The organism is Marinomonas spartinae (genome assembly GCF_900089775.1).
GTDB classification, from domain to species: domain Bacteria; phylum Pseudomonadota; class Gammaproteobacteria; order Pseudomonadales; family Marinomonadaceae; genus Marinomonas; species Marinomonas spartinae.
This window is the reverse complement of sequence record NZ_FLOB01000022.1, coordinates 24,640-41,501: the sequence shown is the minus strand read 5'-3', so window position 1 is coordinate 41,501 and position 16,862 is coordinate 24,640. Positions and strand designations below refer to the sequence as shown.

The 16,862-nt window shown below is 44.8% G+C and carries 16 protein-coding genes and 1 other RNA gene; 11 read left to right on the top strand and 6 right to left on the bottom strand.

Features of this window, described 5'->3' with window-relative positions; genetic code table 11:
* Positions 1-92: 92 nt before the first annotated feature.
* Positions 93-1,889, bottom strand: a complete 1,797-nt coding sequence (locus tag MSP8886_RS21345; RefSeq protein ID WP_067020999.1) for a hypothetical protein — start codon at positions 1,887-1,889, stop codon at positions 93-95.
* 139 nt (positions 1,890-2,028) lie between these two features.
* Between MSP8886_RS21345 and MSP8886_RS21340 the strand changes: the two genes are divergently transcribed.
* The 3 genes from MSP8886_RS21340 (at position 2,029) to recN (ending at position 6,033) form a co-directional block, all read left to right on the top strand.
* Complete coding sequence (locus MSP8886_RS21340) at positions 2,029-2,427, top strand: hypothetical protein (protein ID WP_067020997.1); 399 nt, start codon at positions 2,029-2,031, stop codon at positions 2,425-2,427.
* A gap of 31 nt (positions 2,428-2,458) precedes the next feature.
* Positions 2,459-3,724, top strand: coding sequence for a hypothetical protein (locus MSP8886_RS21335; RefSeq protein WP_067020994.1), 1,266 nt, complete (start codon positions 2,459-2,461; stop codon positions 3,722-3,724).
* A gap of 638 nt (positions 3,725-4,362) precedes the next feature.
* The gene (gene recN, locus MSP8886_RS21330; RefSeq protein WP_067020992.1) at positions 4,363-6,033 is read left to right on the top strand and encodes a DNA repair protein RecN; all 1,671 of its coding nucleotides are present in this window, start codon (positions 4,363-4,365) and stop codon (positions 6,031-6,033) included.
* Between the two features lie 142 nt (positions 6,034-6,175).
* Here recN and fur read toward each other — a convergent pair whose 3' ends face one another.
* On the bottom strand, positions 6,176-6,586 hold the full coding sequence (fur, locus tag MSP8886_RS21325) for a ferric iron uptake transcriptional regulator (RefSeq protein ID WP_067020990.1): 411 nt from the start codon (positions 6,584-6,586) through the stop codon (positions 6,176-6,178).
* Positions 6,587-6,655: 69 nt separating this feature from the next.
* Here fur and MSP8886_RS21320 point away from each other — a divergent pair, with 69 nt between their 5' ends.
* Positions 6,656-6,973: an outer membrane protein assembly factor BamE gene (locus tag MSP8886_RS21320; protein WP_067020987.1), complete on the top strand. Its 318-nt coding sequence runs from the start codon at positions 6,656-6,658 to the stop codon at positions 6,971-6,973.
* Here MSP8886_RS21320 and MSP8886_RS21315 read toward each other — a convergent pair.
* The 3 genes from MSP8886_RS21315 to MSP8886_RS21305 are packed head-to-tail and all read right to left on the bottom strand — an operon-like array spanning position 6,970 to position 9,041.
* Positions 6,970-7,290, bottom strand: a complete 321-nt coding sequence (locus MSP8886_RS21315; protein ID WP_067020984.1) for an RnfH family protein — start codon at positions 7,288-7,290, stop codon at positions 6,970-6,972. The two genes, MSP8886_RS21320 and MSP8886_RS21315, sit on opposite strands and share 4 nt — an antisense overlap.
* A complete protein-coding gene (locus tag MSP8886_RS21310; RefSeq protein WP_083201089.1) occupies positions 7,250-7,681 on the bottom strand; it encodes a type II toxin-antitoxin system RatA family toxin in 432 nt (143 codons plus the stop codon). Before MSP8886_RS21310 ends, MSP8886_RS21315 begins: the two co-directional genes overlap by 41 nt.
* Position 7,682: 1 nt before the next feature.
* On the bottom strand, positions 7,683-9,041 hold the full coding sequence (locus MSP8886_RS21305; RefSeq protein WP_067020981.1) for a sodium-dependent transporter: 1,359 nt from the start codon (positions 9,039-9,041) through the stop codon (positions 7,683-7,685).
* A gap of 204 nt (positions 9,042-9,245) precedes the next feature.
* Here MSP8886_RS21305 and smpB point away from each other — a divergent pair, with 204 nt between their 5' ends.
* Positions 9,246-9,725 carry an SsrA-binding protein SmpB gene (smpB, locus tag MSP8886_RS21300; protein ID WP_067020978.1) on the top strand — a complete coding sequence of 160 codons (480 nt, stop codon included), beginning with the start codon at positions 9,246-9,248 and terminating at the stop codon, positions 9,723-9,725.
* Positions 9,726-9,842: 117 nt separating this feature from the next.
* Positions 9,843-10,204: a transfer-messenger RNA gene (gene ssrA, locus MSP8886_RS21295) on the top strand.
* Between the two features lie 324 nt (positions 10,205-10,528).
* On the opposite strand, the gene MSP8886_RS21290 is transcribed toward ssrA, so the two are convergent.
* Positions 10,529-10,990, bottom strand: a complete 462-nt coding sequence (locus MSP8886_RS21290) for a helix-turn-helix domain-containing protein (protein ID WP_067020976.1) — start codon at positions 10,988-10,990, stop codon at positions 10,529-10,531.
* A 43-nt stretch (positions 10,991-11,033) separates the two neighbouring features.
* Here MSP8886_RS21290 and MSP8886_RS21285 point away from each other — a divergent pair, with 43 nt between their 5' ends.
* The 5 genes from MSP8886_RS21285 to MSP8886_RS21265 all read left to right on the top strand — a co-directional run bounded on the left by MSP8886_RS21285 (position 11,034) and on the right by MSP8886_RS21265 (position 16,862).
* Positions 11,034-11,249 (top strand): hypothetical protein, encoded by a 216-nt coding sequence (locus tag MSP8886_RS21285; RefSeq protein ID WP_067020973.1) that lies wholly within the window; start codon positions 11,034-11,036, stop codon positions 11,247-11,249.
* A 133-nt stretch (positions 11,250-11,382) separates the two neighbouring features.
* Positions 11,383-11,673: a hypothetical protein gene (locus tag MSP8886_RS21280; RefSeq protein ID WP_067020970.1), complete on the top strand. Its 291-nt coding sequence runs from the start codon at positions 11,383-11,385 to the stop codon at positions 11,671-11,673.
* Positions 11,674-11,953: 280 nt separating this feature from the next.
* On the top strand, positions 11,954-12,610 hold the full coding sequence (locus tag MSP8886_RS21275; protein WP_067020967.1) for a hypothetical protein: 657 nt from the start codon (positions 11,954-11,956) through the stop codon (positions 12,608-12,610).
* A gap of 344 nt (positions 12,611-12,954) precedes the next feature.
* Positions 12,955-13,566: a Yip1 family protein gene (locus tag MSP8886_RS21270; protein ID WP_083201088.1), complete on the top strand. Its 612-nt coding sequence runs from the start codon at positions 12,955-12,957 to the stop codon at positions 13,564-13,566.
* 497 nt (positions 13,567-14,063) lie between these two features.
* The gene (locus MSP8886_RS21265; protein WP_067020964.1) at positions 14,064-16,862 is read left to right on the top strand and encodes a monovalent cation/H+ antiporter subunit A; all 2,799 of its coding nucleotides are present in this window, start codon (positions 14,064-14,066) and stop codon (positions 16,860-16,862) included.

The following is a 16,862-nucleotide window of genomic DNA, read 5'->3' as shown; positions in this document are numbered from 1 at the left end:
AACGCCCTGAGCGTTGGTCAAAAGCAGAAAGAAACTGGCAGCCAATAGGTGATGTGGAATTAAATCCAGAGCAACACAAAGACGCTGCCTAATTATTTTAGGCGACAACTACCTTGAAAAACGCCGCGCTCTAGCAGTTGCTCAATGTGAGTGGCAATACAGCTAATAGATTCACTGACAGCATCTATAACAAAGTCAAAAGCTCTTCCATAGCCGACGCTTAAACTGGCAGTATCAAACCCAAGGTCTTGCAGAGTATCAATACATTTCTTAACTGCATCATGGGCATCAGCGATCCTAAGGTCGTTATTCAAGAACAGCGACGCTAGTGTGGCATTGCGTTTTTTCCAACCCTCGGGTTCATTTTCTGATGTAAAGCAATCAATAGTTTCATGCTGTTCGTTCAAAGATTCGAGTACGTTCAAAAGACTTTGCATCAACTTTAAACTTCCTAGGTTTTTCACGTCAGCGCTTGGACACCCAGCATGGCGAAGAAGTGACTTGAGAAAACCATTTGGGATTTTTTGAAGAATCTCATGGAGACTCTTGCACCGAGCCAAAAATACCTGTTGTGTCATATCTAGCGGTGCGACCTGAGCTAGTCGCACAAGAGATGGGTAATGCAACCATCCATTAGCGTCTACTTCTTCTCGACTAAAACCTGTGAGGTCTTCAGGGGAATACAGTTGCCCAGTAGTCTCTCCTAGTGCTGATAACCCTTCTCCCAAACGTAGCAGGCCTCCTAGAAGTCTTTGTACCTTTATTGCTATATGCTCCTCGTCTAGATCTAATTGTTCAACAACCTCTGGCTTGACCTCGTAATTATTCGCATGAACAATTTCTCTATCAGGCTTAGCCTTATACAGCTCACGAATCGATACTCGGATTAAGTTTCTCCCAACTCGTTGGCATTCTGTAAAGCTCCACTGGCCTTTATATGAAGGTGCACACCACCACTGTCCATAGATGTTTATGGGTGTGGTGTCATAGAAGTTACTTTGCTCATATTTTTCGAGGAATCGATCATCCAAGTAGACGTTGTAGTTAGCCATAAGCGCATTTGCCCTAGCATGTGTCATAGGCTCTTTGTCATCTGCCCAGAGCAAGGTTTCTGCGTCTTGCTCCAAGCACAGTTCTGGTAAAACGGCTTCAACCGAAGCCCAGAGCTGAAGGAGAATCCCTCCTTTGTGTTCTCGGAGGTCTAACTCATACCATTGGGGGCCTTCAGTTGGTTTTAATACAATATGAGATTTACCATTCAATGATTCTCGCAACTCTGGGGTGTCTTCTAATTGAGCTTCGTAGAAAAAAACCCGCACGCCTTTAGCGCCACGCAACCACAAATAACGGCGAAGGTATTCATTGGACATTTTCCAGCATACGTCGCGCTTCAAGTGACCTTGATATTCGCTTGATACTTCCCCCTCAGCGACGTCAAACTCTGGTAGGTTTAGGGCGTCATATATGAGTCGTTGTTCTTCATTACCTATGCAGCGAGGGGTGAGACCAAGAGTCATCCAAACTTTTTCAGCGAGGCTAAAAGTGTAAAAGGAAGCGTCCCCCCAAGCCGCAACTATGTAATCATACCCAGAGATTGAAGGACTGAATTGAGCAGACTCTGCCTTTTCTTCACCAAAAGGAACAGAGTAAGCCACAACACCTTCACCTGCCTCCCTCAAGACTTCAATTGGGCCATCGTTATCCTCAGGAACAACAGCCATCTGAAGGTGTAAGTGTTCTGCATTTTCTCCAAAAAGATCAGTCTCCTGCATGCAAGCGACCTCAACACGTAAATCAGGAGATAGGCCTACAGGCTTCAGTAACTCTTTTAGTCTATGTGGCAAAATGGATTCTGACAGAGGGAACGATTCAAGATAATTGAAATTCATGGTTAACAACCCGATTTTTAGTCCTCATATATGAACTGCTGAACCTGTAATCAGGCCACTAATTGCAACAGCCGCTCAATATGTGCATAGTAGATTAGTATGTTATTGGTATCATAAGCCCTGCATGAGGATTGTTGCAATGGATGTTTGTCGTCTTGGAAGTCTTATCAATTTTTTTTCAATGCCCTCTAAAAAGGAGGATTTTACAGAGTGGGTATCCCAGAAGGATGTCGTTGATTTTTTGGTTAGTGATGTAAATGACGATGACATAATTCTTCATGCATCAGCAAAAACTACTCTTCTTAATACTGTCCTTGTTCTTAAAAATGAACTGTCTAAATCTGACCCTCATCAAATGGCTTCTTGGGATTACAACAATAGTGGATGGTCTGTTTGTAGCGGTGGTGGTCGTGACAAATCGTGGGTCGAACCACCACTAGAAAGTTGTAAACCTAATGTTCTTAGCAAAGGTGAGCCTCTCCTATTTAAGCGTTCTTTTCACGGTGTAAGAGGGCGAGAGCTACATAGAGGTCTCTGAAAAGTTCTTGCAAGTTATGGATCTGCACTACATGCATGAACTGAATTCTTGGTGCAAACTTGATAAAAATGGTGATATCGATGAAATCATCAAAATTCATGAGTTGGAGAAAGAAGGTGAAGAGTATGGCACTGTAGTTTCGATTAGATTCAGCGTATTAGCAGAGTACTGCTATCTAACCGAAACAGCGGTCGTAAGGTTATTTGATGTTGATAGAATTGACTATGCAAACTTCACTCGTTGGGGCTCATCACCAGAAGAAGTCGTGGCTGAACAAGGTGTGTTTGGCAAGCGCAAAGTCATCTCTAACGCTAGCTACTTTAGAGGTGTTCAAGCATTTGCGCCGATACATGAAGATAAGGAAGACGATACCTCAGAAGAACAGCAGTATGCCACTTTCATTGCTCAAGATTGGAAGAACAAGCGTGTTGAAGAGATATCATGTGCTCCATCCGCTATTGATAATTACTTTACAGACTCAGATAAAGCCTTTGAATTAAGCCCAGCATTCTTCAATGCTGAAGTTATTCTCAAATACAAGTCCGACACTGATAAATACACCTTAGAGGAAAGATCAATTACATCTAGAGCTGGTTGGTATTTAAAGAGCTACGACATTAACGAAGCTGGACAAATCCATACTTATCTAGGCGATCTACAGAAACTGCCATACTCAGAACAATTGCACTGGAAGCAATATAATGAGAAGCCTAAAGCACCTATTTCAGAGAGATCTTTAGAAACAGACTTTAAGGGAAATTGGTTTAAAGTTTGTAACCCAGTTGAAGATCTCAAGCGAAAATTGGACGAGCTTGATTCCAAAGGAACAACTTGGTGGAGAATGAAAAACCGTGTGGTGAAGCAATCCCTCCACTCTGTTTATTCAAAGTCTGTCGATGAGTGGAAAGAGGAGATTTTGAGGTTGGATCAGGTATTAGTCGAAGGTTTAGTCAAGAAACAATTGAAAGCTAAAGCGAAGACGCTTGGTCAAAATCCACCGGATAAAGATAGAGAATTGAAACTAGTTGAATGGTGCCTCTTGGGGTGTGGTTTTGATGCAGAACATGCACGTAGCGTCCTTACTCCTTGGCATGATGCTCATAATCTGAGAAGTGTCCTCAAGGGACATATTTCAGGACAAACCGCTGAGCAAATCAGACTAGATGCTATCAAGGACTTTGGTTCACTTAGAAACCACTTCAATGACCTCTGCGAAAGATGCCATGAATCACTCTGTGTCATCTTCAATGCTTTAGAAGAACATAAACAAGACAAAGCAGGTACTCAAAATATTTGAAGGTAGGGTTATTCACATGAGCCTAGCAAATCTAATCCCGAATTTGAGTGGCTGAAACTCATTTAGGGGCAAAAATGAGTTACAGCTTTAGGACGGCTTTGTGCCAAACTCGGCCCATCAGTACCCCTTATTATATGATTTTGTAATGGTCTATTGTTGCTCCCCAAATTCCTATCTTGCACTGAATTGCTATATCGAAAACGCAAAGCCTTTAAGGATTACCAGGAATGTTGGCCGATAACTTGCGGTCTACCACGTCGATTTAAACACCCACCAGACCGCTCTGACGAGGCTATACGCTTAGTTCTAGAACAAGCTGAAGCATTGTCTGATAGCTGGACATAAAATACAAAAGAGCCAAGAGTTCAGGCGTGCTTTTGGCTCTTTTAAGTTAAAAAAGTTTTAACACTTCCCTGTTTAGTCACCTTCAAATTTTGCTACCGAAGACAAAGCACTTTAAACGCCTAAAATCAACGTTTTAGTAGTACACAGCTGTGTTTTGTCTTCGCTCTAAAAAGTTTGTCTTCGTTTTAATTTCATCAAATCATTACAAAAATTAAATCCCTGCCTACTTGTCAAAAAACAAACAAATACTGTATAAATAACCATATAAATATTTTCCTTTTGTGGAGCCGACTATGCTAACAAGCATCGCTATTTCCAATTTTGCTATTGTTGAGTCTCTTGAGTTGGAGTTTAAAAAAGGCATGACGGTGATTTCTGGCGAAACAGGTGCTGGGAAATCCATCATGGTGGATGCGTTGTCGTTGTGTTTGGGCGATAGAACCGATGCGGCCGTCGTGCGCCACGGGGAAAAGAAAGCGGATATTTCCGCAACCTTTGACATTACAGAATACCCACATGTTTATGAATGGCTGGAAGAAAGAGATTTAGAGCACGATCAACACTGTATTCTACGCCGAGTGATCAGCAAAGAAGGTCGCTCTAAAGCCTACATCAATGGCCGTCCTTGCACCCTTGGTGATTTAAAAGAGGTCGGCAGTTATTTGGTCGATATTCATGGTCAGCATGAGCATCAGTCGCTATTAAAGAAAAGCGCACAGCGCAAGCAGTTAGACGAGTACGGTCAGCTTACCGAGCTTGCTAAGCAAGTGAGCCAGCAATACAGCACATGGCGCCAACTTAAAGAGGAACTTTCTTTATTACAAAACCGCTCGGCTGAGCAGGATGCGAAAATTCAGTTATTGTCTTATCAGTCTCAAGAGCTAGAACAACTGGATTTAAAAGAAGGCGAGATCGAGGCGTTGGAAAACGAGCAGGCATTTCTGTCGAATATCGCCGACTCCCAATACAAGGCCTATCAAGCCAGTGGGATTTTAGTGGACAGCGACGAAGGTAACGTTTGCTCTTTGCTGAACCAGGCACTCAACAGTGCTGGCCAAATTCGTCCGGCCACAAAAGCGCTAGAAGACGCACTGGAGATGATGAACGCGGCCTTGATTCAAGCTCAGGAAGCCGCAGATAGCCTCCATCACTACCAAGATACCTTAGAACAAGACCCTGAACGGCTCAGTGACATCGAACAGCGCTTGTCTGATATATATGACACGGCACGCAAGCATCGGGTATTACCTGAGGCCTTGATCGCACTACGAACGTCTGTAGACGCCGAACTTGCAACATTGCAAGGTGGAGAAGAAAGCCTTGACCATCTTAAAGAAAAAGAAGAGCGCGCTTATGAGTCACTCACGGCGCTGGCAACCACGCTGACCGAAAAACGCATTGCTGCCAAAGACAAGTTAGCCAAACAAGTGGAAGAGCAAATACACGGCCTTGGCATGCCCCATGCGCGTTTCTTTATTGATTGTCAGCCACTGAATCAAGTGACGGCCCATGGCTTTGAAGAAATCGAATACATGATTGCCTCTAACCCAGGACAACCCGCTCAGCCACTACGTAAAGTCGCATCAGGCGGTGAGCTATCACGTATTAGTTTGGGGATTCAAGTCGTTACTGCCCATACCTCCATCATTCCGACGCTGGTCTTTGACGAAGTCGATGTGGGGATCAGTGGTGGCATTGCCGAAGTGGTCGGTCGTATGTTGCGTTCTGTTGGACAACGCGGACAAGTTTTCTGCGTCACCCACTTAGCGCAAGTAGCCGCGCAAGGCAACCAACACCTACGCGTCAGCAAAAAAGTGGCAGACGATGCAACCTCATCACAAGTCTCACCACTAAAAGATCAGGACCGCACTCAAGAAATTGCCCGTTTGCTGGGCGGATTAGAACTAACCGAACAAACCCTCGCCCATGCAAGAGAAATGCTGGGCAATGTTCAACTGCAATAACGAAAAAGGCCAGCCAAGGTAGTCTTACTCCTTGGTTGGCCTTTAAATATCGTACTACGCGCTTTAAAACAGCCCACTACCACATTTTTTTGCTACAACCTCATGTCCCATCCATAGAACAGCCAGAAAACGCAGGCGCCGTTTATTTTTTCTTAGGGCGAACGTAGATAATCAAGCTGTGATCTTCGATATCATAGCCATACTCTTCGGCAATTTCATGTTGGCGCTTCTCAATAACAGGGTCAACAAATTCAATGACTTTGCCCGTTTCTAGGCAAATCATGTGATCGTGATGATCCCCTTTCGCCAATTCAAACACAGCCGTGCCCGCTTCGAAGTGATGACGCATCACCAAACCTGCGGTTTCAAACTGCGTTAGAACACGGTATACCGTGGCAAGGCCCACGTCTTCACCATGATCTAGCAGAGTACGGTAAACATCATCTGCACTTAAATGATGCTCTCCAGCATTCTCCAAAATTTGTAAAATTTTGACTCTAGGCAAGGTTACTTTGAGTCCAACTTTTTTTAGTTCTTGATTTTCACTGGTCATGAGGCATTCTCTATTCGATCTTGTTAATAATTACTTTATCATTAGCACACCCGAATTAGGATGTTATCAATGAAAAAATCAATTTTAGTTATATGCGCCTTATTTTCACTCAGCGCATGCAGTTTATTTCCACCGCCATATAAAGTGCCCGTATCGCAAGGCAACATAGTCACAAAGGATCAGTTGACCCAACTTAAAGTGGGTATGACACAGTCCCAAGTACTTTACCTCCTTGGTACGCCATTGGTTCGCGATACGTTCAAACCTGATATATGGCATTACTTGTACACCACCAAATACGCAACACCGGATACACCCAAAAGTGCTGCGCCTAAGCTAACGCTCATTTTTAAAGATGGTACGTTAGCCAAAATCCAAAACGATTAGCTTTTTTTCGCGGCTCGGTTGGCTCTAGCTTGTTTAGGGTCAACTTTGAGTTCGCGATAAATCTCTACACGCTCTCCCTCTTTTAGCGCTTGATCATCGGCGTTACGAACCGCTTTGCCAAAAATCCCCAGCTTCGCATTCTCAATATCCAAGTCAGGAAAAAAGTTCGTAATATTCGAACGACGCACCGCTTCTCTAACAGAACACCCTTCTTCAACATCCAAAGCGATAATTTTTTGCTTCTCGGGCAACGCGTAGGCCACCTCAACATGAATTTTATTCACCGTAAACAACCTTCGCTCGCTTACTAAATGCATCCACCATGGTGTTGGCAATCTGACTGAAAACACCACCAAAGGCAAACTTGAGCATACCACTTAATTCAAAGTCGATACTCAAGGCGATTTTACAACTCGTGGGGGACAACTCTGTAAATGACCACACCCCATGTAACTTTTTAAACGGGCCTTTCACTAACCCCATCACGATTTCATTTGGCTCATGCAAATGATTTTTCGTCGTAAAAGACTGACGGACAGGCCCTTTGCCCACTTCCAACGAAGCCACGATTTCCGTTGGCGTTTTTGAAATCAGTGTCGAATTCATACACCCCGGCAAAAACTCCGGATAACCATTAATATCATTCACCAAATCAAACATTTGCTTGCAACTGTACTCAACATGCGCAAAGCGCTCTATACGACTCAAATCAGACTCCTATCCAACCCGCAAAAGTGACCAACACCAATACAGGAATACTGACGTACTTCAAGGTGCAGTACCACCATTGAAAACACATACTTTTCTTTGCCACCATTTCGTTCTGCAAAACCGAACGGGGCAAAAACCATGCGACTAAAACTGACAATAACATTGCCCCCAAAGGCAACAAAATCTGGGAAGTTAACTTATCGAGAATCTCGAAGAAATTTAAATGGTACAGCAATTTACTGTCCCAATGATTAAACGACAATAAAACAGCAATGCCGACCAACCAAACCAAGAACCCCAACAAAAGGGCGGCTTTCATACGGGCGATATAATACTTCTCGTGCAACCATGCGACGAACAATTCCAGCATTGAAATCGCCGAGGTTAAAGCCGTAATCGTCAGCAGCAAAAAGAAAAAGCCCCCCACTTCACGACCCGCAGGCAAACTGCCAAAAATGATTGGCAAAGACACAAAGGTCAAACTCGGCCCCGATTGCACATTGATATGAAAGGCAAAGGCCAACGGAAAAATGATCAACCCCGCTAATAAAGAAACGGCCAGATCAATCAAGGCCACCGTCGAACACGCACTGGCAATCGACATACGCTTACTCATGTAGGCACCATAAGCAAACATAGCCCCCATGCCCACACTTAAGCTAAACAATGCCTGCCCAATCGCCGCCGTCACCACCTTTAGCGTAATGTCTTGCCATGACCAGCGAAATAAAAACTGAACCGCTTCCCATGCATTGCCTTTATACAAAGCAAACCCTGCCAGCATGAGCAATACCACGATCAATACAGGCAATAAAATACGCACTAAGGCAGCCAAACCACGCGTCACCGACTGCCCCACAACGACCACCACCAACAGCATAAACAGAGTATGCCATAGCAGCATTTCCCCAGGAGAGGATAACAGTGCGTCATACATACTCTGAGCGCCTGACTCTGAAATACGCACAAACTGACCAGACACCGCACGCTCAACATAGGCCATCGACCAACCCGCGATCACGCTGTAAAAGGTCAGAATCAGAAAGCCCGTCACCCCTGCCAACCAAGGAACTAACACCCAAGCTGAATGAATAAGACGGCGCTCACTTAAATCATTTACCGTATCAATCGGATTAGAACGAACTGTCCGCCCTAATGCTACCTCCGCCATTAAAATCGGCAAACCAACCAATAACAAACAGGCACAATAAACAAACAAAAACGCTCCGCCGCCGTTTTCGCCTAGTAAATAAGGAAATCGCCAAATGTTCCCTAAACCCACAGCAGATCCGCTTGCCGCAAAAATAAATATCCAAGGACTCGACCATATACCTTGTAAACTTCGACTTTCAGGCATAAATTTACGCTCTTGCTACATCAAAGTAGCTTGAATGAATGGACGACAGAAATTGGCAGAATCGTCAAAAAGCCAAACCGTCATGGCTAGGAAGCGTCTTTGACTCTTCCCCAGTATTTATTACAAGCGAATTTTCTTACATTAAGACGCATACCTCAAGAAAAGCATAGGTTTTTACGTCTATCGATCGTATAATTTCCGACTATGAGTAAAGCAAAGAAAAAATCAAACAGTTCTGGAACCATTGCGCTCAACAAACGAGCCAAGCACGACTACTTCGTAGACCAAAAATTCGAAGCAGGCCTAGCCCTTGCTGGCTGGGAAGTCAAAAGTCTTCGCGAAGGCAAGGCGCAACTGGTTGACTCCTATGTCATTATCCACCAAAACGAAGCCTGGCTTATTGGTGCGCGCATTACGCCATTACTTGCCGCCTCGACACACGTGGTGTGCGAACCCTTGCGCCAAAGGAAACTGCTCCTGAATCGCAACGAAATTGATCGTATTATCCAAGTGACCGAACAAAAAGGCAAAACCTGTGCGGCCATGGCGCTCTACTGGAAAGGCAATAAAATCAAATGCGAAGTGGCCCTTGTGACTGGTAAAAAAGACCACGACAAACGTGACACAGAACGTGACCGCGATTGGGCCCGTGATAAAGAGCGTTTAATGAAACACAGTGTCTAACCACAACATATGAATCAAATGAGGTGGAAATGCGTTATAAAGGCCACTTTAAATACGCAGATTCCCTCTCACCCCTAGCCGTGGGAAACGGTTTCAGTTAGAATAGCGTCAACTTTAGGGGGTGACATGGTTTCGACGCTGGTTGCAAACCCTGAGGTGCATGTCGAGAGTGATGCGTGATCTCGTAAATCCCCCGCATCAATTATATAGTCGCAAACGACAAAAACTACGCTTTAGCAGCCTAAACCCCTGCTAGTGTGCTGCCCTCAGGTTGCTTGTAGCCCGAGATTCCGCAGTATCATAAATTACAAGATGCTAACCGATGCCCCGCCTAGGGATAAGGTTCTAAGACTAAGTAGGCTCGCCATAAACACCCTGTCCTTCGGGCGGTTTGTGGTCAAATAATAGAAGCGACTAAGCATGTAGAGCCGATGGCAGAGGACTGGCGGACGGGGGTTCGATCCCCCCCACCTCCACCACTTAAGTGGTTGTGTTTAAAAGGGTTTGCACTTTTTAAACTCAGCTCGGTGCACACTAGAGGCACCAAAGAATGTAAGGCCACCTTCGGGTGGCTTTTTTATTGCCCTGAAGAATTTAACGCTATCTTTTTTGAGGTGGTATCTTCTCTCGCTCAGCAATCATCAACAGCTTGCTTTCTAAGGCGCCTACCGTCTAGTAAGAAGTAGCTGAGTATGTCGTCCCATAGTTTTATAATTCGCTTCAAAGCAAAAGCAGTTGGCTGATTAGGTTCAGGAGATAAGAATTTTCGGTATAGGAGGCTAAAACACCTTTTAGAAGGTGTTTTAGTTTTCGTCAGGTACGCTTTTAAGGTGTTGTTGGTACTGGGCTATGTTGAGTTTGACTTGTGTTTCCAACCAGGCTTTTTCGTCGTCATCGGCGTTTGCCATAAAGTCACGAACCAATGTCATGATACGTTCAAAGCGTGGGTCACTACCGTATTCGCCGTTCGGCTCGCGTACAGCGGAGGTAGCGGAATCATCTGCAGACGCGAACATTTGCCCTTTTCCGCTAAGCAACCAATCAATCGAAACACCATATTTTGCGTGGATTTCACGCAGCAGTTTCGCACCTAATGGTTTTTTTTCATAAATACTGTTTGTGATCGTTCTTACTGTGACGCCTGTATCTTTTTGAATATCCTCAGGTTTTAAATTTAACTCAGCCAGAAGCAATTGAAATCGATAGATTTCACCCTCTTTTTTCTTTCCTATCCATTTTTTAGGTGTTAAAATTTGCTTTGTCATTGTTTGACCTCATTTGAAACCAAAGTATATCAGGAGAAAGAGGATGCAAGAACCAACAAAGAAACAAGCACTACAAAAAAGGCCAAATCGCGTCTCAGAACAGATCAGTTTTCGACACAGTGAATCGGTGAAAACCAAGCTTTTGGAGCTCTCGGAAGAAGAAAACCTCGGTATTGCAGAAATTGCTCGCCAGATATTTAATGAGGGGCTAAAAGCACGCTATGGTGTCATTGTACGTGGAAACCAAGTAGTTGAATAAAACTCGACCAAAAGAATCGTCTAAAACATTAACAAAAATTGCCGAATACAGTAGGGTTGATGCCAAAATAAACCTGTAGAAAAAAAAGGACAGCAGAAGGCTAACGACCTGAACACAATGGAAGGACACAAAAATGGATAGGTTAGGAATACAACGACTCGCCGAGTACGCTCTCGGACTCACAGCAGATCAAACTGATACCTTGATCGATAATGGCGAAGATTATGACACCCCGCTAAAAGAGCGTTTTGGTGTCGACTTAGAAACCTTTGGCAAAATCGCCAATGCCCTTATTTCACTCACCCCAATGATTGAAGAGCCGGACTCTCACCGACTGATACACGCCTTTGTGACATTTCAAAATGGCTGTGGCACCATCATTACCAAACAGCCCATTAGTCCTATGCAGTCGCTTGATGAATGAGTGCTCTAGTGGCGTCAAATACTCAGAGATAACGTGGCACTTGAGAGAGTTCATCTGAGAGCGTTCATCTAGACCAAAAAATGGTATGGTGCTGCGTCGCACTCATATATGGCTTTTTTGAGCGCGAGCAATCGCCATTATTTTGACAATAATGGGTCATTTACTTTCAACAATTAGTCATAACATTGTAAGAGGGTAACTATTACTCGGATTTGTGATTGAATTATGCTCTCATGACACAATAGCGAATCGAAATAACGACTTTATAGAGGATGTAAACGTGAGATTTTTTATCACTACGGTTTTGCTCAGCGTCTTGTTAACAGGCTGCTCCACTTCTGAGATCATGCAAGGCCATCATGTGAGCAATGTTGACCCTGACGTGCGCATTGCCAAAACCGCCAAAATCAAAATTCAAGGAGATCCAAAAGGCGATGAATTAACCAATAAGCGCTATATTTCCAATGTTATCGCCTCTTTCAACGCATTGGGTTATAAAAATGTTTCCACGGATTACAAGCACCCAAATTATATTTTGACCATCAATTTCCTCTCGTCTGAGAAGAAGAAGGATCTGTCTGTTCCGATTTTTAATGATGTAAACGATGGCTATTACACCACCTGTAGCAAGCCCAAGGGCTCCAATCAGGAAGTCAACTGTGTCAGAACAGAGCGAACCGTCACCCGTGTGACTGGCTACAGAAAGGTCACGGCAATGGTCAGTGTGTATACCTTTGATTTTAATATCAAAGACAGCAAAGGCGCGCCAGTGCTGGTATCAAGCAGTACTCTTGAAAATGAAACCTGTTCGAAATGGAAGGTGTTTGCCTTTTTAGCCAAAGAAGCGGTGGCAAAAACCAGTTTTACCAATCCGATGGATCAGGGTTTTACCGTGAAAATGCCAGAAAACTACCAATGTAAGGCGGATGATAACTAGCTGTCTAGCTGTCCCTCTCATCTTGGGCCAATGTCCATTTAGGGCATTGGCCCAAGGGCACGTTTGTTTTTACTCTTCTTAGCGTTTCTCTTCTAAATATAAGCTTTATTTATAGCTAATTGATTTGAATAAAGTTTATCATTTTTGTGCATTTTTTAATCACAATAAGTGTTTAAGAGCGTATTTATTATAAAAAAACTATATGACCCAACACTGTCGTGTACTCGTAGACATCTATACTGTGTAGTAGAACACGCGAAAAGCTGAGCAGTGGTTCCGTGTCAAACAGTGTCGATACGTTGTTTCCAAATTCAATTGTTTTTTTGAAAAACGAGGGGAAATCTATGATCAATCACGTTTGGGGTTTAATTCATCATCCGGAACAAGAATGGCGGACCATTAATAAGGAACATGAAAGCGTCAGCCATTTATATATGCACCATGTACTGTTATTAGCGGCCATTCCCGTAGTAAGTACCTTTATTGGTACCACCCAATTTGGCTGGACATTTGGTGGTAACGATACCATCAAGGTCTCCATGCTCAATGGCTTAAGCCTTGGTGTCTTGTTCTACCTTCTTATCTTAGCGGCGGTGGCCGTTGTGGGCAGTCTCATTCATAGAATGGCGAAACAATACCCGAGCCGACCTAGTCGACATGAGTGTATTGTCTTTGCTGGCTACATTGCGACGCCTTTGTTCTTAAGCGGCATTTTCGCGGTTTATCCAATTATTTGGCTATGTACCCTCGCCTGTGTGGTAGGCATTTGCTATACAGCGTACTTACTGTACAAGGGAACACCCAGTTTCTTGGGAATCAGTCATAAAGAAGGCTTTATCCTTTCCAGTTCCACCTTAGGTATTGGCATTTTGGTATTAGAAGCCGTATTAGCGGGTATTGTACTGCTTTGGAGCATGGGCTCAGAACACAGTGTTGTTTGGTACTTCTTTCGGTAATGGGGTAATTTTTTAGAATACAACGCCATATGGCTAAGCGATGACCCACTAAAAAGAAAAAGCGCTTTTCAGCTTCTCCTGAAAAGCGCTTTTTTAGTCGCTGCTCTCTCTTTTCTAGCGCTCTTTCGCACACCACTGCAACGCCATTGCCATTCCCCTCTGGTCGAGATTGGGAAGCGTTTACGTTATGTAACAGTCCTATCGCTTTCTTTGATAGATAATAGCCCATAATATATCGCCGCTTATCGATATTCGCCGACCAAGGCACGTTAACAACAAGGCGAGGAGAAAGCGTACTTTCTCGACTCTAGGTCCATAGGGGCCATTAATCATTTTAATGTTAGATAGGCGTCTTGGGATCGAACATGGCTGACATAACTAGCCGCCATAATGCGGCTTCGATATAGTAGGATTATGCATTTTATAGAAACGGGAATCATTATGTTGCTTACGGATTATCCCTTTTACAACCGTCACGTTTATGAAGGTGTTGAACAGTGAAGTCTTTAATTTGGTTACCTTTTTTACCTTTACTTGGCACCTTGGTTCCGCTCATCGCATCACGGCTTAGTCGTACCGCCTGTGCGTTTTTAACGGCCGCTTTGCCAGCTTTAACCTTGTTTTTAGTGTTGTCCCATACCGAGGCGATTTTTCATGGGGAACGTTTTTTTGCGTCCATCCCTTGGATACCCGCCATTGGTTTACAGCTCGCTTTCCGACTAGACGGTTTATCTCTGCTGTTTTCCATTTTGATTTTAGGTATTGGTCTACTGGTTATCCTGTATGCACGCTACTATTTGTCGGCAAAGGACTCCATCGGCAAATTTTATTCCTACCTCATCCTCTTTATGTTTGCCATGCTAGGAGTGGTGTTATCGGATAACCTGATCCAGATCTGGTTCTTCTGGGAGTTAACCAGTATCAGCTCTTTCTTGCTGATCAGTTTCTGGGGAGACAAAACAGAAGCCCGCAAAGGGGCTCGCATGGCGTTGACTGTCACGGGAGCGGGTGGTTTGGCCTTGCTGGCTGGGTTGCTATTGCTCGGCCATACGGTTGGCAGCTACAGCTTACAGACCGTGCTAGACAGCGGCGATATGATCAAGGCAAGCTCGGCTTATCCCATCATCTTGGTTTTGGTGCTGTTAGGCGCCTTTACTAAATCGGCACAATTCCCCTTCCATTTTTGGTTACCGAATGCCATGGCGGCCCCCACCCCAGTGAGTGCTTACTTACACTCGGCCACCATGGTAAAAGCCGGTATTTTCTTGATGGCGCGCTTTTATCCTGCACTGGCCGATACCGATTTGTGGTTTATGCTGGTCAGTTTAACGGGGTTGGCGACCTTTTTAACTGGCGCCTATATCGCCTTATTTCAGCACGATTTAAAAGGCTTACTAGCCTACTCTACCATCAGTCATTTAGGTCTCATTACGCTCTTATTGGGCATGGGAACAGATTTATCGGCCGTAGCGGCACTTTTCCATGTGATGAACCATGCCATTTTTAAAGCCTCTTTGTTTATGGCGGCGGGCATCATTGATCATGAATCTGGCTCGCGCGATATGCGTCAACTGAATGGCTTGTGGAAATTTATGCCCTATACGGCGACACTGGCTATGGTGGCGTCAGCGTCGATGGCGGGGGTTCCTTTGATGAATGGCTTTTTGTCTAAGGAGATGTTTTTTACGGAGACCTTGCATCAAGCGTCATTAGGCTCTTTATCTTGGATGGTTCCCGTATTAGCGACGCTTGGCGGGGTCTTCTCCGTCGCCTACTCCATGCGCTTTATTCACGATGTCTTTTTTAATGGCGACCCCATTAATTTGCCTAAAACGCCCCATGAACCCCCTCGCTATATGAGAGTGCCAGTGGAGATTTTGGTGGCCTTATGTTTATTAGTGGGGATTTTCCCAGGCGTCATAGTCGGTCATTTGCTCTACGCAGCAGCCTCTGCAACACTCAATGGTTCTGTCCCCAGTTACAGTTTAGCGATTTGGCATGGCGTCAACTTCCCCTTGCTCATGAGTATCATCGCGATGTGCGGTGGCTTGATTGTTTATGCAAATCGCCGGCATCTGTTCAAATTCCAAGCGCAATTCCCCGTGAGCGACCCTAAACTGGTGTTTGAAAGTGCTGTCCAGTACATTACCCGTCGTGCCAGCCAGTTTATTACTCTCACTGAAAATGGCTCATTACAGCGTTATGCGTTTTTGACCTTGCTGTTAGCCGTGGTGATGACCACCATTCCGCTGATGAGGCTAAACGCAACCGCTGGGCTTCGCCCCGAAATTCCCGTCGATGCGTTATCCATTACGGCGGCGGTTCTGTTGTGTTTATCTGGTTTAGCAACGGTTATTTGGCATCGACGTCGCTTGCTCTCTCTATTGACCTTATCGGTGGTGGGATTGATTGTGTCGCTGGCTTTTGCGAAATTCTCAGCCCCCGATTTAGCCTTGACTCAGCTGTCCGTTGAAGTCGTCACCGTAATTCTGCTGATCCTAGCACTGTTTTTCTTACCGCAAAAAACGCCGAAAGAATCTTCTCCTCGACGTGTGGTTCGTGATTTAGGTCTGGCAGCCTTTGTCGGTGGCACCGTCGGTACCATCTGTTATGCCTTAATGACTCGCCCGCTGGACAGCATTTCAACCTTTTTTACCGAAAACAGTAAAACGGGCGGTGGTGGCACCAACGTAGTCAACGTCATCTTAGTGGACTTCCGTGGTTTTGATACCTTAGGAGAAATTACGGTACTGGGTATCGCGGCTCTGGGTATTTATAAGCTCATCGCCAGAATGCGGCTTTATATGCCATCAGGGGATTACCAAGGCCGTCCTTGGGCAGAAGATAAGCATCCCATGCTATTAGCGGTGATTTCACAAAGCTTGCTGCCATTGGCCTTGCTGGTGTCCGCCTACATCTTCTTGCGTGGTCACAACCTACCTGGCGGTGGCTTTATCGCAGGCCTGATCACGTCGGTGGCGATTATTCAACAATATGTAGCCCACGGTGTGGAATGGATAAAAACACGTATCAAGCTGGATTATCAGATCATGATCGGCAGTGGTATTGCCATTGCGACCCTCAGTGGCTTAGGGAGCTGGTTGTTTAACCGCCCTTTCCTCACCACGTGGTTTGATTATTTCTCCTTACCCCTCATTGGTAAGTTCGAGCTGGCCAGTGCCATGGTATTTGACCTTGGTGTGTACCTCACCGTGGTGGGAGCCACCATGTTGATTTTGGCCAATTTAGGTAAATTGACGACTAGCGAGCGCCCTACTCAACAGGAGCATGAATAA